Annotated in this window: 15 protein-coding genes and 1 pseudogene; 9 read left to right on the forward strand and 7 right to left on the reverse strand. The window is 73.6% G+C overall.

Annotation, left to right across the window (positions count from 1 at the left end; all coding sequences use genetic code 11):
* Positions 1-106: 106 nt before the first annotated feature.
* Positions 107-322, reverse strand: coding sequence for a hypothetical protein (locus A4E84_RS37845; RefSeq protein ID WP_003994898.1), 216 nt, complete (start codon positions 320-322; stop codon positions 107-109).
* A 744-nt stretch (positions 323-1,066) separates the two neighbouring features.
* Between A4E84_RS37845 and A4E84_RS37850 the strand changes: the two genes are divergently transcribed.
* The gene (locus tag A4E84_RS37850; RefSeq protein ID WP_062931803.1) at positions 1,067-2,434 is read left to right on the forward strand and encodes a S1 family peptidase; all 1,368 of its coding nucleotides are present in this window, start codon (positions 1,067-1,069) and stop codon (positions 2,432-2,434) included.
* Between the two features lie 117 nt (positions 2,435-2,551).
* On the opposite strand, the gene A4E84_RS37855 is transcribed toward A4E84_RS37850, so the two are convergent.
* Positions 2,552-4,708, reverse strand: coding sequence for a PP2C family protein-serine/threonine phosphatase (locus A4E84_RS37855; protein ID WP_062931804.1), 2,157 nt, complete (start codon positions 4,706-4,708; stop codon positions 2,552-2,554).
* Between the two features lie 436 nt (positions 4,709-5,144).
* Here A4E84_RS37855 and A4E84_RS43805 point away from each other — a divergent pair.
* Positions 5,145-5,549 (forward strand): annotated as a pseudogene (locus A4E84_RS43805) (response regulator transcription factor); the annotation flags it as partial.
* On the opposite strand, the gene A4E84_RS42670 reads toward A4E84_RS43805, so the two are convergent.
* From A4E84_RS42670 to lanKC, 4 genes are all read right to left on the reverse strand, one after another.
* Positions 5,472-7,790 (reverse strand): ATP-binding cassette domain-containing protein, encoded by a 2,319-nt coding sequence (locus A4E84_RS42670; RefSeq protein ID WP_062930866.1) that lies wholly within the window; start codon positions 7,788-7,790, stop codon positions 5,472-5,474. The pseudogene A4E84_RS43805 and the gene A4E84_RS42670 sit on opposite strands and share 78 nt — an antisense overlap.
* Positions 7,787-9,628, reverse strand: a complete 1,842-nt coding sequence (locus A4E84_RS37865) for an ABC transporter ATP-binding protein (RefSeq protein WP_237305074.1) — start codon at positions 9,626-9,628, stop codon at positions 7,787-7,789. The genes A4E84_RS42670 and A4E84_RS37865 overlap by 4 nt, the downstream gene beginning before the upstream one ends.
* 82 nt (positions 9,629-9,710) lie before the next feature.
* Positions 9,711-9,827 carry a SapB/AmfS family lanthipeptide gene (locus tag A4E84_RS37870; protein WP_031113019.1) on the reverse strand — a complete coding sequence of 39 codons (117 nt, stop codon included), beginning with the start codon at positions 9,825-9,827 and terminating at the stop codon, positions 9,711-9,713.
* Between the two features lie 84 nt (positions 9,828-9,911).
* The gene (lanKC, locus tag A4E84_RS37875) at positions 9,912-12,506 is read right to left on the reverse strand and encodes a class III lanthionine synthetase LanKC (protein WP_062930867.1); all 2,595 of its coding nucleotides are present in this window, start codon (positions 12,504-12,506) and stop codon (positions 9,912-9,914) included.
* Positions 12,507-12,692: 186 nt separating this feature from the next.
* Between lanKC and A4E84_RS37880 the strand changes: the two genes are divergently transcribed.
* Positions 12,693-15,140, forward strand: coding sequence for a SpoIIE family protein phosphatase (locus A4E84_RS37880; protein ID WP_062930868.1), 2,448 nt, complete (start codon positions 12,693-12,695; stop codon positions 15,138-15,140).
* Positions 15,141-15,201: 61 nt separating this feature from the next.
* Here A4E84_RS37880 and A4E84_RS37885 read toward each other — a convergent pair whose 3' ends face one another.
* Entirely contained in the window at positions 15,202-15,897 is a 696-nt protein-coding gene (locus A4E84_RS37885) for a type 1 glutamine amidotransferase domain-containing protein (RefSeq protein ID WP_062930869.1), read from the reverse strand.
* Between the two features lie 127 nt (positions 15,898-16,024).
* Here A4E84_RS37885 and A4E84_RS37890 point away from each other — a divergent pair, with 127 nt between their 5' ends.
* From A4E84_RS37890 to rfbD, 6 genes are all read left to right on the forward strand, one after another.
* A complete protein-coding gene (locus A4E84_RS37890) occupies positions 16,025-16,987 on the forward strand; it encodes a LysR family transcriptional regulator (protein ID WP_079129286.1) in 963 nt (320 codons plus the stop codon).
* 77 nt (positions 16,988-17,064) lie between these two features.
* A complete protein-coding gene (locus A4E84_RS37895; RefSeq protein WP_062930871.1) occupies positions 17,065-17,484 on the forward strand; it encodes a CBS domain-containing protein in 420 nt (139 codons plus the stop codon).
* A gap of 189 nt (positions 17,485-17,673) precedes the next feature.
* On the forward strand, positions 17,674-17,847 hold the full coding sequence (locus A4E84_RS43620) for a hypothetical protein (protein ID WP_167455429.1): 174 nt from the start codon (positions 17,674-17,676) through the stop codon (positions 17,845-17,847).
* A gap of 104 nt (positions 17,848-17,951) precedes the next feature.
* Positions 17,952-19,019, forward strand: coding sequence for a glucose-1-phosphate thymidylyltransferase (locus tag A4E84_RS37905; protein ID WP_062930873.1), 1,068 nt, complete (start codon positions 17,952-17,954; stop codon positions 19,017-19,019).
* Positions 19,016-19,996: a dTDP-glucose 4,6-dehydratase gene (gene rfbB / locus A4E84_RS37910; RefSeq protein ID WP_062930874.1), complete on the forward strand. Its 981-nt coding sequence runs from the start codon at positions 19,016-19,018 to the stop codon at positions 19,994-19,996. The genes A4E84_RS37905 and rfbB overlap by 4 nt, the downstream gene beginning before the upstream one ends.
* Entirely contained in the window at positions 19,993-20,868 is an 876-nt protein-coding gene (gene rfbD, locus A4E84_RS37915) for a dTDP-4-dehydrorhamnose reductase (RefSeq protein ID WP_062930875.1), read from the forward strand. The genes rfbB and rfbD overlap by 4 nt, the downstream gene beginning before the upstream one ends.
* Positions 20,869-21,006: the final 138 nt, after the last annotated feature.

A 21,006-nucleotide genomic window follows, 5' to 3' on the forward strand; every position in this document is an offset into this window, starting at 1 on the left:
TCACCCGTGGAAGAGGTACGGACGGCCGAGGCAGGGGCTTGTACGGAAACCGAAGAACCCGGAACCGCCGGCTGCGGTTCCGGGAATCAACGGCACAAGGGCTCGATCAGAGGCCGGAGACCAGGCCGGTGACCGGGGCCGTGTTGAGGCCGGTGACGCCCTCGACGGTGCCGACGGCGGTGTCCACCAGGCCGGAGACGGGGGCAATGCCGTCAACGGTGTCGGTGACGGTGTTCACGGCGTTCACGGACAGGCCGCCGGAGATGGCGTCGAGCTGGGCGTCAGCGATCTCGACGGTCTCAACCTGGGGGGTGGAGTTCATGATGGAACTTCCCTTCATATGGATATCTCACAAGGGGGGAGCGGCCCCCTCTGGGGACAGATGACGGCCGCGACCGCGAGCACCGGGCATCCGTTTCCGAGTGCCCTGAGCGGCCCCCGCGGTGCGATGGATCAAAGCACGCCGCTGCTCCGCGCTTCCAATCAATCACCTGCCTCACCAGGCAACTTGCGCCCCAGCGGCACCGATCCGTGCAGGTCCGTGCACCGCTTGGCGGCGAGTCCTTCACATGCGGCACCGCATCGGCGCATTCCGGCCCTTGCCCGGCGGGGCGGCGAATCCGGCACTCCCGCCCCAAAGGCGTGTCCGACCCGGCCGGGGTGTGGATAACCCTCATTTCGGTGACCGGGTTGAGCATTCGATGTGCAGATTCGCTGAAGCCGGGATTTGGATCCGTGACCGCGACGGATCGTTTCCGGACGGATACGGAGTGTTGCGTTCCGCCCGGTCGGCGGGCGCCCGTCGCTGAAAGGCCGTCATCCGGCCATGGATCTCCCCGGGCCGGCGCGACCGGCTCTGCCGGACCGGCCCCGTGTGAACAGGGCGGCAGGGGACCGCGCGGTCGCCGTGCGGACGACGGGAGTTGGCTGATTCCGCGATGCGAAGGGATCACTTGCAATCGGAATTGAACGCCCCGTGCGGCCCGTGCGTACCAACAGCCATCCAGGCGCCCCCCAGAAGCTGCCGGACGGCGGCACCTACTCCGTTCCCCAGGAGGAGAGAAGTTTGAGTCACAAGCGAATTCCGAAGCGCAAGGCCGCGATAGCGGCGGGCAGCGTGGTGGCGCTCGGCGCGGCCGCGATCCTGCTTCCCAACGCCAACGCCTCGCAGGACGGTTCGTCCGACGACGCGGCGGCCGCGCCGAAGACCCTGAAGGCGGGCGACGCCTCGGATCTCGCCTCGCAGCTCTCCGGGCTCCTCGGTGAGGCGTTCGGCGGCTCCTACTACGACGGCGACAGCCAGCAGCTCGTCGTCAACGTCGTACCGGGCGACAACAACAACGTGATCGTGCAGGCGAAGGCGGCCGGCGCGAAAGTCCGCGAGGTCGAGAACAGCTGGTCGGAGCTTCGGGACGGCGCCTCGACGCTGAAGTCCGAGGCGACCATCGCCGGCACCGCGTGGTCGATCGACCCGCGCACCAACAAGCTCCTGGTGACGGCGGACAGCACCGTGACCGGCGCCAAGTGGGACAGACTGGAATCCACCGTGCAGGAGCTCGGCTCCGGCATGGCCACCATCAAGAAGTCCTCCGGCACCTTCAAGCCGTTCGTCTCCGGAGGCGACGCCATCTTCGCGGGCGGCTCGCGCTGCTCCCTCGGCTTCAACGTCACCGCGGGCGACGGCTCGCCCGCCTTCCTGACGGCCGGTCACTGCACCCTCGGCGGCAACGAGTGGTCGGACACCCAGGGCGGCCAGCCGATCGCCACCGTCGACCAGTCGACGTTCCCGGGCAACGGTGACTTCGCACTCGTGAAGTACGACGACCCGGCGACCGAGGCGCCCAGCGAGGTCAACACCGGCGACCAGACCGTCCCGATCACCGAGGCCGCGGAGGCGACCGTCGGCCAGGAGGTCTTCCGGATGGGCAGCACCACCGGGCTCGCCGACGGCCAGGTCCTCGGCCTGGACGCCACGGTGAACTACCCGGAGGGCACCGTCACCGGCCTCATCCAGACCAACGTCTGCGCCGAGCCCGGCGACAGCGGCGGCTCGCTGTTCACCCGGGACGGTCTCGCCATCGGCCTGACCTCCGGTGGCAGCGGCGACTGCACGGTCGGCGGCGAGACGTTCTTCCAGCCGGTGACCACCGCCCTGGAAGCGGTCGGCGCGACCCTCGGCGCGGGCGGCGGTGCCGGCGCCGGTGACGAGGCCGGTGCGGGTCAGGAAGCCGGTGCGGGCGAAGAGGCCGGTGCGGGCCAGGAAGCCGGTGCCGGTGAAGAGGCCGGTGCGGGCGCCGGCGAGGAAGCCGGAGCCGGGCAAGAGGCCGGTGCCGGTGAACAGGCCGGAGGCGACCAGGCCGGTGCCGGTGCGGGTGCCGGTCAGGACGCGGGCCAGGGTGTCGAGGACAACTCCGGTCTGACCGAGAGCCGCTGACCCCTTCTCAGCCGTCGGCAGCCGGTCCGACGCCGCCGGCCCGGTTCCGCCCCCTTCCTGGCGGACCCGGGCCGGCCACCGGCGTTCCCGGCCCGGGTCGCCGTCGCGCCCCGCGACCTACCCGAGGGCCCTGATCAGCAACAGGGCGATGTCGTCCGGCCGTTCCTCCCCGTCCGCGCGCTGCCGCTGCTGATGGACGAGGCTGTCGGCCAGCTCGTCCAGCGGCTGGTCCCCGGCGTCGCCCAGCCGCCGGCCCAGATCCGCGAGCGCCTCCTCGAAGTCCGTGCCGGGGGATTCGACCAGCCCGTCGGTGTAGAGGACGAGGAGCGAACCGGGAGCCAGCGCGACCTCCGTCGTCGGGTACACCGCCGAGGCGTCGATGCCCAGCAGCGGGCCGCCCGCCAGGTCGAGCACGCGCACCCGGCCGTCCGGACGTCTCAGCAGCGGCGGGGGATGGCCCGCCCGGGACATCACGGCCCGCCCGTGCTCCGGGTCGAGCCGCAGGTACAGGCAGCTGGCGAACAGATCGGACCCCAGGTCGAGCAGCAGCCGGTTGGTGCTCCGCATGACCTCCTCGGGCGCCTGCCCCACGGTCGTGTACGCGCGCACCGCGGTGCGGACCTGCCCCATCAGTCCGGCCGCCGTGACGTTGTGGCCCTGGACGTCGCCGATCACGGCCGCCGCCGTCCCCTGGGTGCCGACCAGATCGTAGAAGTCCCCGCCGATGTCCATGCCCTGAGTGGCCGGCACATAGCGGCCGACCGCCTCGATGCCGGGCAGCGACGGCAGGGAGTGGGGCAGCAGCGCCTCCTGGAGGCCGTGCGCGAGCCGGTGCTTGGCGTCGTAGAGCAGCGCCCGCTCCAGCGCCTGGGCGATCAGCCCGGCCATGCTGGTCATCACCGCCCGCTCCTCGGTCGGGAACGGGTGCGGTTCGGCGTAGGAGAGCACGCACGTCCCGACCGGGCGGCCCTGGGCGATCAGGGGGAGATAGGCCCAGGCCGCGAAGCCGTCGGGGGTCGCGAGCCGCGCCGGGTACAGGCGCTCCAGCTGCTCCTGCGACTCGAAGAAGGCGGGCACGCCCGTCCGCAGCACCTGCGTGCCGGGTGTCGACTCGGTCAGGGGCATCCCGTCGAACCGTTCCACCAGATGCGGGTCCCGGTATCCGCGGTGCCCGAGCACCTGCAGCCGGTTCGCCCGCGAGCCCAGCACGACCAGGGCCTGACTGCCCACGGCCGGGGCGATCTCGTCAGCGACCAGCTGCACCACGTCCTGCACCCCCACCGCCTCGGTGAGCGCCCCGGCCAGGTCCAGCACCTGCGAGATGGTGACGAGCCGGGAGGGCGCCCCGTCGGGCGGCGGTGCGGTCCGGTTCATCCGCGACACGGCCCTGGACCTGGTGATGCGCACGCTCAGACCCGTCGTGCTCGGGTACAGCCGGAACGACAGCCACTCGCCGGGCGGGCGCAGCGCCACGAACGACGTGACCTGCTGACTGAGCAGCGCGGCCCGGTAACGGTCCTCGTACACCGGGTCGTTGAGCCAGGGCACCGACGCCCACAGCTGGGTGCCCAGCAGCCGGCTCACCGGGACGTTCAGCAGCTCGGCCGCCGCCGCGTTCACGAAGCCGATGCGCCCGTGCAGGTCCAGCGAGAGCAGCCCGTACGGCAGCCGGCTCACCATCCGGGCCGCCTCGACCGTGCCGAGCGTGCCGGCCATGCCTCCCACGAGGGGCGCGGCGAGCAGATCGGTCTCGGGCTGCGGCGGGATGCTGTGCTCGGCGGCCCGCTCCAGCCGGACCGCCAGCCGATCACACGCCGCGGTCAGATGCTCGCGCTCGTGGTCGGACATCTCCTCCGGGTGCGCGCCCGGCCAGGTCACGAAGACCGCGCCGTAGACGGTGGCCTCGGTGGCGATCGGCACCGCTGCCAGAGCGAAGGGGTACGGCAGCACCACCGCGATCCGCGGATAGTGCCGGGCCATCTGCTCCTCGCCCCCGACCCACACCAGCCGCCGCTCGCGCGCCGCGTCGGAGACCGGGATCGGCGCGCTCAGGCCCACCCGCTCCCAGGGTGCCGCGAACGCCCGGGGCAGCCCGGCCATCACCGCCATCTCCAGCACCGGCTGATCCGGGGCCATCAGGTAGACCGCGCCGGAGTGGGCGTGCACCTCGTCCATCATCGAGGCCAGCGCCAGGGAGAGCAGGGGCCGGCCGACCGGCGTCCTGGCGGCTGCCGGTGCCTGAGCGAAGGACTGCCCGTCGGACACGCCGACCACCTCCTCGCACGGCCGCGCGACCGGGTCCAGGAACAAATCTCCCCCCTCACGGCCCGTCCCGCACGACGAGCGGCCCCGAGCCACGCCGGGTTACCGTCGGTCACCTGTGCTCCGGCCACTCGGGAGCGCGTGCCTACCCCGACCGCCCCGACCCATGCCCCCGCAGTCGAAGCGTGGCCGGGCGTACGGGCGCTGGGCGTGCGCCCCTGCGCACCCTGATGGCCGGTTCTCCGCGCCCACGCAGGGTCACGGTCGCGAACAATGGGGCACGCGCTCAATACGACGAGGGGGCGTACGGCGAGCGGAGGGGGTGGCAGTGATCCGGGTGCTTCTGGTGCACGACGAGTGTCTGGTGAGGTCGGTGCTGGCGGAGTGGCTGCGGCAGGAAGCCGACCTGTCGGTGCACGACACGTCGTGGCGCGGCGCGCCGGGCACGATGCGGTCGGTTCGGCCGGACGTGTGCGCGGCGGACCTGGAGTGCGCGGACTCCTACGGCATCCCTCCGCTGGGCGAGCTGTGCCGGCCCGGACCGGACCGGGCGCGCCCGCGATTACTCGTGCTCGCCACCGCGAACCGGCCGGGCCTGCTGAAGCGGGCGGCCGAGGCGGGGGCGCTCGGCTACGTCGACAAGGAGGGATCCCCGCAGAATCTGCTGCGCGGGATCCGTCGCGTCGCCGAGGGGGAACGTTTCGTCAACGACTCGCTGGGCTTCGGATTCCTCAAGGCGGCCGAGATGCCGCTGACCCGCAGAGAACTGAGCGTGTTATCCCTCGCGGCCGAGGGTGCCTCCATCGCGGAGATCGCCGGGAGCCTGCACCTGTCCCACGGGACGGTGCGCAACTACATGGCGGCCATCACCCGCAAGACCGGGGCCCGCAACCGCATCGACGCGATACGCATCTCGCAGGGCCAGGGCTGGCTCTGACCCCCGCCGGGCCGGTGCGGGGGCCCAGCTCCCGACGAGGTCCCGGTACAGCGCGCACGACCGCATCAGCTCCTCGTGGCTGCCGTACGCGGTGCTCCGGCCGTCCATCACCAGGACACGGCCGGCGCGGCGGGCCGAGCTGATGCGGTGGGCGACGACGACCAGGGTTCCGCCCGGCCGCGCGGCGAACGCCCGCTCCGCGCGCTCCTCCGTCTCGGGGTCCAGATGGCAGGTCGCCTCGTCCAGCAGGGCGAGCGGGGCGTACGACAGCCAGGCCCGGGCCAGGGCGACGAGCTGCCGTTCGCCGGCCGACAGCGCCGTCGGATCGACCCGTGCGCCGAGCCCGCCGAGCCGGCCGGCCAGCGGGGCGAGGCCGACCGCCTCGGCCGCGGCCAGCAGCTCCTCCTCGGGCACCGGGTCCGGGCGCAGGTACGCGAGGTTCTCGGCCAGGGTGCCGCCGAACACGTACGCCTCCTGCGGGATGAGCACCCGCCCGGCGGCGGCCTCCGGGCCCGGCACGGGGTGCCCGCCCACCCGGACGGTGCCGCGCGAGGGCGTGAGCAGCCCCGCCACGAGCGCGGTGAGCGTGGACTTGCCGGCGCCGCTGGGTCCCACGACGGCCAGGTGCGCGCCGTGCGGCAGGGCGAGGTCGAGGTCCTGGACGACGGGGGTGCTGGCGGGGCCGTAGGCGAAGGTGACGGAGGCGAGGGAGAGGGCGGGGGGTGTCTCTTCACCGGGTCCGTTGTGCGCGGGGCGGGTGAGGGGGAGGCCGCGGCCGGCCTGTGCGGGGGAGCCGCTCCCGTCCGGGCGGGGCGCGTCGGTGCGGCGTGTGGCGGCGCCGGCAGGGGCGGGCTCGTCGGCCGGCCGGGGCGCGCCGACAGCGTCGTCGGCGTCGTCGGTGGTGTTCGTGGGGCGGGTGCTCGGGTTCGGCTGAGGCGGGTTGCCGTCGACGCCGGTGGTGTTCGAGGCGCGGGCGTTCGCGCTTGCGTATGGCGGGTCGCCGCCGGTGTTCGTGGGGTGCGTGTTCGCGGCTCCGTGTGGCGTGGTGCCGTCGGCGGCGTGGGACTTCGTGATGCGGGGGCTCGGGGCCGTCCGAGGTGTGTCGGCGTCGGCGGTGTCCGTGGGGTGGGCCGCCGCGGCCGGGCGTGGTGGGTTGCCGTCGGCCTCGGACTTCGCGAGGTGGCTGCTCGGGGCCGTCCGAGGTGTGTGGGCGTCAGCCGTGTCGGGGCGGGTCAGCCTGCGCAGTACCACCGTCAGCCGGGAGCCGCTCGTGCCCAGGCCGTGGATCAGGTTGCGCAGGGCCGGGAGCAGGGACTGGGTGACGTAGGCGAGGGCGCCCACCAGGGCGCCGGCGGTGACGCCGTGGGACAGGAGCCAGGGGGCGGCGGCGAGCAGCAGGACGATCGGGAGCTGGCCGCCGATCGTCAGGGACACCACGCGCAGCACGCCCCAGTGGGCCAGGGCGCGCGCCGCCCGCAGTTCGGTCTCGACCCGTTCCCCGGTGTCGGCGGCGATGTGTGCCTCCGCGCCCGCCGCGGTGATGTCCCGCAGGCCCGGGCAGACGGTGCCGAGGTCACCGGCGAGGGCCTCGTCGGCGAGCAGGAAGGTCTCCTGCCGCCGGGCGAGCGGCCGCAGCGTCGCGGCGAACAGCGCCACGCCGACGGCCAGGGGCGGTCCCACGACCAGCAGGAGCGGCGGGGCGAGGGCGAACAGGCCCGCCAGGGCACCGACGGCGGTGACCACGAAGGAGCGGGAGACCATGACCAGTCCGGCGAAGGTGTCCCGGGCGATCTCCACCTGCTGGGTGAGCCCGGACAGGCAACCCGCGTCACCGGTCCGCACCCCGCGCGCGACCACGCGCTCCACGAGCCGGTCCCGGAGCGGTTCGACCAGTGCGGCGACGGCGGCGTAGACGCGGGCGGTCCCGTACGCGCCGAGCAGGACACCGATCCCGGTCACCGCCAGCCAGAGCAGCCCGACATCAGCCCGCCCGCGCAGGAAGCCGTCGTCCAGGGCGCGGGCGGGCCCGTACCCGATGAGGAAGGTCTGCCCGGTCTCCAGGACGGACCAGGCGGTGAGCCGCAGCAGGACCCGTCGGCGGGCCAGCAGGAAGCGCAGGCCCCGGGCGGGGAGGGCGTCGGTGGACCGGGCCGTCACGGAGCCGTCCCGTCCCCGGCAGCCGCCGCGGGCCGCATCCGTCCGCTCATGCCGTCATGTCCCTCTCCGTCCCTGTCCTGGGTGTCCGAAACCGGTGGCACGTCGCTGCCGCCCGGGTCCGCGGGCCCGGCCCCCTCCCCGAACACCGCCCGGTACTCCGCGAGCCGCCACAGCTCCTCGTGCCGCCCCACCGCCCGCACCTGCCCCCCGTCCAGCCACGCCACGGCATCGGCGCACGCGGCCGTAGCGCCGCGGTGGGCGACCAGCAGCCGGGTGGTGCCCGGGCCGTCGCCGAACAGGGCGTCGGTGATGTGCCGTTCGGTCACCGTGTCGAGGCTGGAGAGGGCGTCGTCGAGGATCAGCAGGCGGCCGCCGTGCGCGAACGCCCGGGCGAGGCCCAGCCGTTGGGACTCGCCGCCGGAGCGCGGGGCGTCGGCGACGGCCGTGTCGTAGCCGTTCGGGAGGCGGCGGACGAAGTCGTGCGCGAGGGCCGTGCGGGCCGCCTCGCGGATCCGGCCGGGGGAGGGGGAGGGCAGACCGAGGCCGATCGCCTGCCCGACGGTGCCGCCGAGGAGGGCGGGACGGGCGAAGGCGTAGCCGACGGCGCCGCGCAGGTCGTCGCGGCGCAGCTCGCGCAGCGGCACACCGTCGAGGAGCACCTCGCCCGCGTCCGGGTCGGCCAGTCGTCCGGCCAGGGCGGCCAGCAGCGACTTGCCCGCCCCGGACCGGCCGACCACGGCCAGGGTCGTGCCGCCCGGGATGTCGAGGTCCACTCCGTCGAGCACGGTGCGTCCGCCGCGCCGGGCCGTCACCCCGCGCAGCTCCAGCCGCCCGGGGCCGTCGGGCAGCCGGCGGGCGCCGAACGCGGTGGCGGGCTCGGCCTCGATCTCGCCGAGGCGCCGGGCCGCGGCCCGGGCCCGCGCCAGTCCCGCGAGCCGGCCGACCAGGACACCGACGCCCGTGGCGAGCATCGCGTACCGGGAGGCCGCGAGCACCTCGCCCACCGAGAGCCGGCCCCGGGTGAGCAGTACTCCGGCCACGGCGACGACCGCGAGTTGCAGCAGCGGCGCCACGGCGACCGCCCGGGCCGCGGCCCGCCCCTGCACCCGCCACATGCGGTGCCCGGCCCGGGACAGACCGGGCAGCGGCCGCAGCACCCGGGCCGTCTCCCGGCCCTCCGTGCCGGCCGCGCGGACGGTGCGGACGCCCTCGACGGCCTCCGCCAGCGCGGCCGCGATCCGGCCCTGGGCCCGCTGGTAGCGCGAGGCGCTCTCGGAGGTGTCCCGGGAGACGGCGCGCAGGAGAAGGACGAGCACGGGCGCTCCGGCGAGGAACACGGCCGCGAGCCACCAGTCGATCAGACCCAGCGCCACCACCCCGCCGACGGGACCGGCGAGCGCGGCGACCAGCGCCGCACGGGCCGCCGGAGTGGTCCCCGCCTCGGCGGCGTTGCCGACCAGCCGCGCGACGAGGTCACCGGAGCCGAAGCGGTCCGCGGCGCGCGGGCCGACGCCGAGCACGTGCCCGGTCAGCCGGCGGCGCAGCCACGCGGTGGTGCGGGCGTCCACGGTGCCGGTGAGGACGGTCTGGACCGCGTCGAGCAGACCGAGCAGGAGGACGAGGCCGGCGCAGCAGAGCACCCAGCGGGTCGCCGGAGCGTGCGCCAGCAGAAGATCGAGGGCCCGGCCCAGCGCGGCCGGGAGCAGCAGTCCGGCACCCGTCGCGGCGATGCTCACCAGGCACAGCGCCGCGCAGCGGGACCCGCTGTACCGGGTGGCCGCGCGCAGCAGCGTGCGAGCGTGTCCGGCCGCCGGGTCGTCGTCGCCGCGCGAGGTCATACGGGCCTTTCCTGGGACGGGAAGGACCCCGGGCGGCCCCTCCCCGAAGGGAGGGAGCCGCCCGGAGCGAGCAGACCGTCGGTCAGAGACAGAGCAGAACGCTCGCGGCGCTGATGCAGGAGAGCAGGCTCACCGTGCTGTTGCCGCCGCCGTCCGTGCGCTCTTCGGTCTCGATGGTCTGCAGGTCGAGAAGTGCCATGGTGTGTCCTTCCATTGGGTGTCCGTCCGTGGTCATCCGTGGGGACGGGGTTGGGTCACGACTCCGCGGGATCGCGCAGCCGCGTCAGTGGGGCCGCCTGTTCGGCGGCGGGAGGAACGGCAGGTGGGCTTCGGTCGCCGGGTCGAGGGCCGCGCCGAGCGCCAGCAGGCACCCTGCCGTTCCGGTGGCGAGGTCCATGGAGAGCCGCATCATCTGGTGGCCGGGGAAGGCCAGCTGGCCCTGGTAGGCCATCGCGAACCAGCCGAGCCCGGCGATCTGCGCGGCCAGCCGGTCCTCGGTCGCGCCCGGCGTGGTCGTCCGGCTGAGGTGCAGGATCATTCCGGCGCGGCCCTGGAAGAGCCCGGGCTGCGCGTAGAAGCGTGAGGTGGCCGCGGTGAGCACGCCGGAGCGGGCCGGCGCGAACTCCCCGGCGAGACCGGGGGAGTGGGCGACGAGGTCGTCGAGGACCATGCCGAGGCCCGCGCTGCCGTCGCCGAGATAGGGCAGGGTCCGCCAGCCTTCGTCGACCTCCAGCGACCCGTTCTCGCGGGTCACGCAGGACGCCAGGTCCCGGCGCAGGGCCACGGCCGCCGCCTCCAGCCAGGCCTCCTCACCGGTCCACTCGTACTGCCGCAGCATGAGCAGGGCGGGGCCGCTCGCGCCGCGCAGCAGTCCCGCGCGCGGCCGCGACGAGGCCGGGACCGGCTCGGTGAGCCGCTGGACGAGGATCCGCGCGGCCTCGTGGGCCCGCTCGCCCAGCTCCGCCTCGCCGGTCGTACGGGCCAGCTGCCCGAGGACGAGGCCCAGCCCGGCCAGTCCGCCGTGCAGGTCGGAGGAGAGGTTCTGCCACCGCTCGGCGAGGATGCCATCGACCAGGTCCAGCGCCCGCTGCCGGTGCCCGAGCCGGTCGAGGACCAGGGCGACACCCGCGAGCCCGTCGTACAGGCCGAGCGGTGTACCGACCGGGGCCGGTGCCGTCCGGTCCAGCAGCCAGCGCTCGCCCTCCTCGTACCGTTCGGCGCCGGCCGCGTCCAGCGCGAACAGCACGCCCGCGGCGCCGTGCGCGATCCCGAGCCCGCCGCCGTCCGAGAACTGCGCGACGTCGCCGGGGAAGAGCCGGTCGGCGCGCTCCGGGGTGGCCGAGGCGAGGATGGCCTTGACCATCGAGTCGCGGCTGTACGGCCAGTCGCCCGGGTTCACCGGCGAGGAGGGAGCGGCCACCGTACGGCCGGACACCTCCCGGGTGATCTCCGTGACCGCTTCGTCGAGGAACTCCCGCGGTACGTCCGGGAACTGCTCCGCGATCACCTCCGCCAGGTGCGCCGCCTTGCCGCGATCGACCACGAACAACGTGGTCACGGGCAGGAACAGGGCCAGCCGCAGACAGGCCAGCGCATAGCGGTCGATGTCGGCGCCCCGGCGGTCCGACGGCGCGAAGAACCCGGGGTGGGCGACGACCTGGCGGCCGTTCTCCGCGACGGGGGCCGCGGCCTCGAAGTCGAGGAGGAACACCGTCTCCTCGTCCGGGGCGACCATGATGTTGAAGACGTGCAGGTCGTTGAAGACGATGCCCCGGGCGTGCACCGCCGCCACGGCCTCCTCCACCCTGCGGTGGACGCGCAGCGCCCAGGCCGTGTAGGAGGCGACGGCCTGCGCGTCGGGGTCCTGGGTGAGCAGCGGATGCCGCTCGGCGAAGAAGGAGTTGAGCGGACGGCCCGGAAGGAAGTCCATCACCAGGAAGCGATGCCCGCCGAGCTCGAACCAGTCGCGCACCTCCGGGACCACGCCGGTGCCCGCGACCTGCTCCAGCGCCCGCTTCTCCCGCTCCAGCCGGGCGATCGCGTCGGCGCCGTCCGAGGCGAGACCCGCGTGCGGCCGGCCCTCCTTGAGGACGACCTTGCGCCCGTCCCGGGTGTCGGTGCCCGCGTACACACCGCCGCCGTTGGAGAAGTGCAGCGCCTTCTCGATGCGGTACGGCAGGTCGCCGGTCGTCGTGTTGTTCCGCGCGTCGAGGTGCGGCTGGAGGAACGCCGGGAGCGTCACCCACTCGGGCACCTGGAAGGACGGCGACCGCCGGTCCGGCACCAGCCGCCCCTCGCCGTCCCGCACCGCCGGCACCAGCGAGCCCCGCTCGTCCACGACGAACGCCCGGGCGAAGGCGCCGTAGCGTACGTACAGCGGGCCCTCGCCCCAGCGCAGGTCGGTGAGGATGTACGGCCCCTCGAACCCCTCCAGCAGCGCTCCCAGCTCGCGCAGCACCTGGTGGAGCTGCTCCTCGTCGGCCGGGTAGACGGTGACGAACTTGCCGCTGCCGTCGCGCGGGGCGTACTTGGTGTTGCGCAGGTGGAGCAGGTGCGGGCCCGGCACGAACTTGAAGGGGACGCGCCGCTCGACGCAGTAGTCCCACACGATCCGGGCGATGTCCTCCGCGTTCGCCCGGGTCGCCGAAGCGTGGATCTTCCACCCCTGGGCCGGGCCCTGCAGCGGTTCGCCGTCCGGGCCGAGCGGTGTCATGGTCTGCCAGTCGCCGATCCGGGCCGACTCCCAGCCCTCGGGGAGCGGCCGGCGGGCCGTCTCGTAGAGGTGGGGGGCTGTCCCCTGCCCGCCCTGCGCCAGCCGGTCCGGCGTCTCGTAGAAATGCCGGTCGGCCAGCGCGTACACCTCGTACCGCTTGTCCATGCGTCCCCCTCCGTGACGAGCACCGAGCTTTCCAGCCACCAGCCGGGCACGGACAGTCACACCTGTCACGAGAACACCGTGCGGAACGCATGCGTTAAGACATGTTCGGATTCTTTCGAGTGCCCGCGTCATCGCTGGCCCACGGAACGCCCACAGGGGCTGCGCAGGTGTCCCGATAGCGCTGTAATGGCCAACGTGGTCAGTCAGGGCGCCCAGGAGCGCGGAACGCGAACGACGCGTGCCGAAAGTGCCCTCAAGGCGATCGCGGTCGATCAGGAGTCACCCGAACGACTGCGCCGCGTCCTCGAACAGGCACTCGTCTTCGCCGGTGCTGCCTTCGCCGGCGTCTATGCGCCCGCCCAGGACGGCGAGCTGCTGTGCCTGATGGAGTCGGCCGGGGTCCCGAGGACGCTGTACGGGCTGCGCGACAGCTACCCGCGCGCCGGGCGGTCCCCGGTCGCCGCGGCTTACCGCGGCGGACGGCCGGTGTCGCTGGGTCCGGCGGAACTGGCCGCGGACGCCCAGGCGCGGCGCGTTCCCTACGGCGACTTCTTCCTGACGGCCTTGCCCGTGCAAGGGGACGGCGGCTGCCTGCTGGCCGTGAGCGAACGCCCCGGCGGCTTCACCGCCGACGACCTCAGGTGCCTGGAGCTCGTCTCCGAAGCGGTTGCCTTCACCGCCCCGGCCGCGCCCGCCGAGGCCGGTGAGCTACCGCCGAGCGCCTTCAGCCTCGCCATGGACACCGGCCGCGTCCGGGTCGGCGACGACCTGCTGGACCTGTTCGGCCTGGACCCGGTGGAGTTCGACGGCCGGGTCGAGACGCTGCTCAGTCTGACCGTCCCCGAGGACCTGCCGTCCCTGATGTCCGTCGTGGAGGCGGACCACATGTCCATCGGCGACCGTGAGCTGGAGTTCCGGGTGCTCCAGCCCACCGGGCCGCCGAAGTGGCTCCGGCTGCGCGGGCGCCTCCTGCCCGGCGGCGAGGGCCGCCCGGCGCGGCTCGTGGGCACGGTCGTCGACGTCTCCACGCTGCGCTCCGACGTCACCGACGTGGCCCGCGTCCAGCGCCTGGCCGCCGCGCTGGCCACCGCCGTGACCGTCCGCGACGTCGGCAAGGCCGTGGTCGCCGCGCTGCGCCGACCGCTCGGGGCCGACCGGATCGCACTCGCCGAGCTGGAGAGCGAGCGGCTCGTCGTCACCGTCCTCGACCCGCCCGAACCCGAGGCCTGGCCCGAGCTGTGGCGGTCGGAGTGGCGCACCGAGTGGCCCGACGCCCCTGTGCGCGCCATGCCCACCCTCGCCGCCGCGCTGCGCGAGGGCCGGGCCCGCATCTGGCCCGCCGGCAGCCCCCTGGAACGCGCCCTGGCCGAGGTCGGCCCCGGCGGTCTCGCCGTCCTGCCGCTGCCCGCCGGCAACCGCATGGCCGGCGCCTGCCTGATCGGCTGGGACACCCCGCACGACTTCGGCACCGACGAACGTGCGCTGCTCACCGCCTGTGCCGGTCTCGCCGGGCAGGCCCTGATGCGGGCCCGGGCCTTCGACGCCGAGCACGAACTCGTCGGCATGCTCCAGCGCCAGCTGCTGCCGCGCAGCCTGCCCCGGCTGCCCGGTGCGGTGGCCGTGGCCCGCTACCTGCCGAGCACGGCCGGGCTCGAACTCGGCGGCGACTGGTACGACGTCATCCCGCTCCCCGACAACCACGTCGCCCTCGTCATCGGCGACGTCCAGGGCCACAGCGCCGGCGCCGCCACCCTCATGGGCCAGATGCGCACCGCGCTGCGCGCCTACGCCGTCGAAGGGCACCCGCCTGACGTGGTGGTCGCGCACGCCAACCGGCTCCTCGTGGACATGGAGAGCGACCTCTTCGCGACCTGTTGCTACGTAGACGTCGACCTGGAGGAGGGCGCCGCCTGGTGTGTGCGCGCCGGGCACCTGCCCCCGGTACTGCGCTTCCCGGACGGCCGGACCGAGATCGCGGAAGCCGAGGGCGGGCCGCCGCTCGGGGTGGTCACCCGGGCCGACTTCCCCATGAGCCCGCTCCGGCTGCCGCCCGGCACCATGATCGCCCTCGTCACCGACGGGCTCGTCGAGACCCCCGGCTCCGACATCGACGAAGGCATGGATCACCTCGCCGAACAGCTGGCCGGCGCCGCCCCCACCGACCTCGGGCTCGTCGCCGACGCCCTGCTGGGCAACGCCCCGCGCAGCGACGATGTCGCCCTGCTCCTGATGCGCTACGACGGCATGGACCTGCGCCCGCTCCGGGAGAGCTGGACGGTCTGGCGGGTGCCGCAGGCCGTCGGGCACGCCCGCCGCTTCGCCCGGCGCACCCTGCGCTCCTGGGGCGTCACCGCCGAGTACGACGCCGTTCTCCTCGTCGTCTCCGAACTCGTCACCAACGCCCTCGTCCACACCGACGGCAAGGTCCGCATGGACCTGACCCTCGTGAACAACCGGCTGCGCGTCGCCATCGCCGACGCCTCCCCCCGCTCGCCGGTCAGACCGACCAGCATCGGCTGGGAGGCCACCGGCGGCCGGGGCATCCTCCTCGTCGAGGCCCTCTCCGCCACCTGGGGCACCCTGCCGGTCAGCGGTGGCAAGCAGGTGTGGGCGGAGCTGGTGCTCGGCCGCTGAGCGGCAACACCGGTCCGGGCCTGGGAGCCCCGCCGGCGGGCCGGACCGGCCGCGCGCCCGCTCAGCCCAGCCGCTTCAGCAGTTCCTCCGCCAGCGGGGCCGACGACGCGGGATTCTGGCCCGTGACCAGGTTGCGGTCGGTGACCACGTGCGGGGCCCACGGCTCGCCGGTCCGCACGATCACCCCGGCCTCGGTGAGACGGTCCTGGAGCAGCCACTTCGCGCGGTCGGCGAGACCGCCCTGGACCTCCTCGTCGTTGGTGAACGCCGCGACCTCGTAACCGGCGAAGACGTTCCCGCCGTCGGCCCCCACGGCGGCCAGCAGCGCGGCAGGCCCGTGGCACACGACACCGAGCGGCCTGCCCGACTCCAGGGCCCGGGCGAGCAGCCGGCCGGAATCGGCGTTCACGGCGAGGTCCTCCATCGGGCCGTGGCCGCCGGGGTAGAAGACGGCCGCGTAGTCGTCCAGCCGGACGTCCTCCAGCCGGACGGGACGCCGCAGTTCGGCGAAGGACTCCAGCGCCTTCGCGATCCGGTCGGCGTTCTCCTGGCCGCCGTTCACCTCGGGGGCCAGGGAGGCCGGGTCGACGGTGGGCTCGACACCGCCGGGCGTGGCCACGACGACCTCGTGGCCGGCGGCCCGGAACGCCTCGTACGGGGCGACGGCCTCCTCGGCCCAGAAGCCGGTGGGGTGCTCGGTGCCGTCGGCCAGGGTCCAGGTGTCGGCGCCGGTGACGACGAAGAGGATCTTCGACATGGTGGGGGCATCTCCGTGGGACGGGCCGCGATGGGACAACGCGGCGATGACTCGTACGAGAACGACCGTAGGCGCCTTTACCCCGGGTTTTCCAATGGCAGGGTCAATGGCAGTCATAGGGATTCCAATGGCAGGGCGGGCGGTAGGGTCGGTGCGTGTGAGGCCCCTCGATCCCCTCGGCGCCACCGGCACGCCCGCGCAGTCCGACCTGAACCTGCTGCGCACCTTCCTGGCCGTCTACCGGTCCGGCTCCTTCACGGCCGCCGCGCAGCTGCTGGGCCTGTCCCAGCCGACCGTCACCACCCAGATCCGCTCACTGGAGCGGCAGACCCGCCGGGAGCTGTTCGAACGGCTGCCACGGGGTGTCGCCCCGACGACGGTCGCCGACGAACTCGCGGCCCGGGTCGCGGGGCCCCTGGACGCGCTCGCGGAGGCCACCGGTCATGGCCCCCGGGAATCGCGCGCCGAGCCGGTCCATCTGGCCGGGCCCGCCGAGCTGCTGTCCACCCGGGCCCTGCCCGCCCTCGCCCCGCTCGTCACCGAAGGCGTACGGCTGCGCGTCACGACCGGACTGACCGAGCCCCTGCTCGACGAGCTGCGCGCCGGCCGCCACGACCTGGTGATCGCCACCACCCGGCCCCGCGGCCGCACCCTGTCCGCGGTGCCGCTGGCCGACGAGGAGTTCGTCCTGGTCGCCGCCCCCGCCTGGGCCGACCGGGTCGCGCGGCGCCCGGCCGCCGACGTGCCCGCCGCGTTGTACGAGATTCCGTTGATCGCCTACGCCGAGGACCTGCCCATCCTGCGCCGCTACTGGCGGCACGTCTTCGGCCGGCGCCTGAACTGCCGCGCCGCCGTCTCGGTGCCGGACCTGAGGGCCGTCCTGGCGCTGGTCACGGCCGGTGCCGGCTTCAGCGTGCTGCCGCGCTACCTGTGCGCCGGGGACCTGGCGTCCGGAGCCCTGGTCCTCCTCGACACCCCCGAGGACGCGCCGATCAACACCGGCTTCCTCGTCCAGCGGCCGGGCACCTCGGACAACCCGCACGTCACCCTCGTCCGCGACCGTCTGCTGGAGGCCGGCCGTACCTGGTGACTCCACGCGACGACCGGGTACCCGGCACGGTGCAGGACGGAGCAACCGCCACGAGCCGAAGGAAGAAGAGGAACGTCATGGCTCAGCATGTCCGCGACATCATGACCGGCGACCCGGTCACCGTCGAGCCGCAGACCTCCGTCGCCGAGGTGGCGCGCATCATGCGCGACGAGGACCTCGGAGTCGTCCTGGTGACGGACGGCGACCAGCTGCGAGGGCTGGTCACCGACCGGGACCTCGTGGTCCGGTCGGTCAGCAAGGGCGGCGACCCGGAGCGGATCACCGTGGCCGGCGCGTGCAGCGACGAGCTGGTCACCGTCAGCCCCGACGACGACCTGGTCCAGGCGGTGCAGCTGATGCGCGAGCACTCCGTACGCCGCATCCCGGTCGTCGACCACGGGCACCCCGTGGGCATCGTCTCCCTGGGCGACCTGGCCATGGAGCGCGACCCGGAGTCGGCACTCGGCGACATCAGCGCCGCGCGCCCCAACGCCTGACCGGCAGCGATCCGGTGGACGGCCCCGCGCACCTCAGCGTGCGCGGGGCCCTCGTCGTCCCGGAACACCGGGTGGCGGCGGGGGAGTTCGACCACACGGCACAGGCGTCCCGGTCCGGGTTTGTTCGGTTTTTCCCTGGGGACTCGAACATCAGTGGAAGCAGAAGGAAGATGATGAGTCGTGGAGTCCATGGACACCAGTGAGAAGCCCGTCGTCCGTCAGCACGAGACCGGCTGGTCGAAGGCGCGCCGCCTGCGCGGAAAGGCTGCGCTGCGGACCTGCCTCCCCGCCGTCGAGGACCGGGCCACCCCGGGAGCGGTGCGCTCCGGGGCGGAGTGGAACATCGTCCGGGGTGAGGACTGATCCCCCTCCGCGGGACCGCGCGGCGACGACCGGGGTAACTCCGCGCGTCGACAACTGAAAGAAGTGATGTTCACATCCGCCGGATCACGACTAAGGTGAACCGAATGAAGGCTCTCGTGCTGTCCGGCGGCGCAGGAACAAGACTGAGGCCGATCACACACACGTCGGCCAAGCAATTGGTGCCCGTGGCCAACAAGGCCGTGCTGTTCTACGGGTTGGAGTCGATCGCCGAGGCCGGCATCACCGACGTGGGCATGATCGTCGGGGAGACGGCCGAGGAGATCGAGGGAGCGGTGGGGGACGGGTCGAAGTTCGGCCTGGACGTCACCTACATCCCCCAGGAGCGGCCCCTCGGGCTGGCCCACGCGGTACTGATCGCCCGGGACTACCTCGGTGACGACGACTTCGTGATGTACCTCGGTGACAACTTCATCGTGGGCGGCATCACCGGCCTCGTCGAGGAGTTCCGCGCATACCGGCCCGACGCCCAGATCCTGCTCACCCGCGTGGCCGACCCGCGCGCCTTCGGCGTCGCCGAACTCGACCCGTCCGGCCAGGTGATCGGCCTGGAGGAGAAGCCCGACCAGCCCAAGAGCGATCTCGCGCTGGTCGGCGTCTACATGTTCACGCCCCGGATCCACGAGGCGGTCCGCGCCATCGAACCGTCCTGGCGCGGCGAACTGGAGATCACCCACGCCATCCAGCACCTGATCGACACCCGCGCCGACGTGCGCTCCACGGTCATCAAGGGCTACTGGAAGGACACCGGCAACGTCGGCGACATGCTCGAGGTGAACCGCACGGTCCTCGAAGCGATGGAGCGCCGCATCGACGGCGAGGTGGACGACGCGTCGGAGACCATCGGGCGCGTCGTGCTCGAAGAGGGCGCGCGGATCGTCAACTCCCGTGTCGTCGGGCCCGTCGTCATCGGCTCGGGCACCGTCGTCAGCAACTCCTACGTCGGCCCCTTCACCTCCGTCGCCGAGAACTGCCGGATCACCGACAGCGAGCTGGAGTTCTCCATCGTGCTGCGGGACTCCTCGATCCAGGGCGTCGGCCGCATCGAGGCCTCGCTGATCGGCCGGCACGTCGAGGTGACCCCCGCCCCCAGCGTCCCCAGCGCCCACCGTCTCGTCCTCGGAGATCACAGCAAGGTGCAGATCACTTCATGAACCTCCTCGTCACCGGCGCCGCCGGGTTCATCGGCTCCCGCTACGTCCGCGCACTGCTGGCCTCGGACGCGCCCGACGCGCCGCGCATCACCGTGCTGGACAAGCTCACCTACGCCGGCACCCTCGACAACCTCGAACTGACCCACCCGCGGCTGGAGTTCGTGCAGGGCGACATCTGCGACGCCGAGCTCGTCGACAAGCTGACGGCCGGCGCCGACCAGGTCGTGCACTTCGCCGCCGAGTCCCATGTGGACCGGTCGATCAGCGGCGCCGCCGACTTCGTCCGCACCAACGTCCTCGGCACCCAGACCCTGCTGGACGCCGCTCTGCGCCACGACGTGGGCCCCTTCGTGCACGTCTCCACCGACGAGGTCTACGGCTCCATCGAGTCCGGCTCCTGGCCGGAGGACCACCCGCTCCAGCCCAACTCGCCGTACTCCGCCTCCAAGGCCTCCTCCGACCTGCTCGCCCTGGCCTACCACCGCACCCACGGCCTGGACGTGCGCGTCACGCGCTGCTCCAACAACTACGGCCCGCACCAGTTCCCCGAGAAGGTCATCCCGCTGTTCGTCACCAACCTCCTCGACGGCCACAAGGTGCCGCTGTACGGCGAGGGCCGCAACGTCCGCGACTGGCTGCACGTCGACGACCACTGCCAGGGCGTCGACCTCGCCCGCACGAAGGGCCGGCCCGGCGAGGTCTACAACATCGGCGGCGGCACCGAACTCACCAACAAGGAGCTCACCGGCCTGCTCCTGGACGCCTGCGGGGCGGACTGGGACCGGGTGGAGTACGTCGAGGACCGCAAGGGCCACGACCTGCGCTACTCCGTCGACTGCTCCAAGGCCCGCGCCGAGCTGGGCTACCGCCCCCGCCACGACTTCACCACCGGCCTCGCCGAGACCGTCGCCTGGTACCGCGACAACCGGGCGTGGTGGGAGCCCCTGAAGCGGCGCGTCGCCCAGGAGCGGGCATGAGGTGGCTGATCACCGGGGCGGGCGGAATGCTCGGCCATGACGTGGTCGAGGAGCTCACCCGGCGCGGCGAGGACGTGGTGGGGCTGGGCCGTGCGGCCCTGGACATCACCGCGCCCCCGGCCGTCGACGCGGCTGTGCGCGACCACCGGCCCGACGTGGTCGTGAACTGCGCCGCGTACACGGCCGTGGACGACGCCGAGAGCGACGAGGCCCGCGCCCTGGAAATCAACGGCGACGGACCGCGCCTGCTCGCCCGGGCCTGCGCCGCGCACGACGCCCGCATGATCCACGTCTCCACCGACTACGTCTTCTCCGGCGAGGCCCGCACGACCCCCTACCCGGAGGATCATCCGACGGGGCCGCGCACCGCCTACGGCCGTACCAAGCTGGCCGGGGAGCGGGCCGTGCTGGAGGAACTGCCCGGGGCGAGCGCGATCATGCGCACGGCTTGGCTCTACGGGGTCCACGGCACCAACTTCGTGCGGACCATGATCGGACTCGAAGCCCGCCGCGACACGCTCGACGTCGTCGACGACCAGCGCGGGCAGCCCAGCTGGAGCGCGGACGTCGCCGAACGGATCGCCGACCTCGGCGTACGGCTCGGCCCCGACGCGCACGGCGTCTTTCACGCCACCAACTCGGGCGAGGCCACCTGGTACGAACTGGCCCGCGAGGTGTTCTCCCTCATCGGCGCCGACCCGGACCGGGTGCGCCCCACCAGCAGCGCGGCCTTCCCCCGGCCCGCGCCCCGCCCGGCGTACAGCGCCCTCGCCCACGGACGGTGGCAGGAGATCGGCCTGCCCCTGCCGCGCGACTGGCGCTCCGCCCTGCACGAAGCACTGCCCCGTATCCGCAAGGAGACGTCCCAGTGAGACGGCACGGGTTCCCGCCCGTGCGGCGTGGCGTGCCGAGCAACGCCGAATGCCGGCCGCGGCGACGCGTACGTCACGTCGACGCGCGTGAGGCGTTCCCGCCCGCCCGGCGTCGGCCGCGCCACCTCGCAGCCCGCC

Source organism: Streptomyces qaidamensis (assembly GCF_001611795.1).
Classification (GTDB): domain Bacteria; phylum Actinomycetota; class Actinomycetes; order Streptomycetales; family Streptomycetaceae; genus Streptomyces; species Streptomyces qaidamensis.

Coding starts and splice junctions, on each gene's coding strand:
- A4E84_RS37845 (WP_003994898.1), bottom strand. CDS start 322: ATGAACTCCACCCCCCAGGTTGAGACCGTCGAGATCGCTGACGCCCAG.
- A4E84_RS37865 (WP_237305074.1), bottom strand. CDS start 9,628: ATGACCTCGCGCGGCGACGACGACCCGGCGGCCGGACACGCTCGCACG.
- A4E84_RS37870 (WP_031113019.1), bottom strand. CDS start 9,827: ATGGCACTTCTCGACCTGCAGACCATCGAGACCGAAGAGCGCACGGAC.
- lanKC (WP_062930867.1), bottom strand. CDS start 12,506: ATGGACAAGCGGTACGAGGTGTACGCGCTGGCCGACCGGCATTTCTAC.
- A4E84_RS37880 (WP_062930868.1), top strand. CDS start 12,693: ATGGCCAACGTGGTCAGTCAGGGCGCCCAGGAGCGCGGAACGCGAACG.
- A4E84_RS37885 (WP_062930869.1), bottom strand. CDS start 15,897: ATGTCGAAGATCCTCTTCGTCGTCACCGGCGCCGACACCTGGACCCTG.
- A4E84_RS37890 (WP_079129286.1), top strand. CDS start 16,025: ATGGCAGGGCGGGCGGTAGGGTCGGTGCGTGTGAGGCCCCTCGATCCC.
- A4E84_RS37895 (WP_062930871.1), top strand. CDS start 17,065: ATGGCTCAGCATGTCCGCGACATCATGACCGGCGACCCGGTCACCGTC.
- A4E84_RS43620 (WP_167455429.1), top strand. CDS start 17,674: ATGGACACCAGTGAGAAGCCCGTCGTCCGTCAGCACGAGACCGGCTGG.
- A4E84_RS37905 (WP_062930873.1), top strand. CDS start 17,952: ATGAAGGCTCTCGTGCTGTCCGGCGGCGCAGGAACAAGACTGAGGCCG.
- rfbB (WP_062930874.1), top strand. CDS start 19,016: ATGAACCTCCTCGTCACCGGCGCCGCCGGGTTCATCGGCTCCCGCTAC.
- rfbD (WP_062930875.1), top strand. CDS start 19,993: ATGAGGTGGCTGATCACCGGGGCGGGCGGAATGCTCGGCCATGACGTG.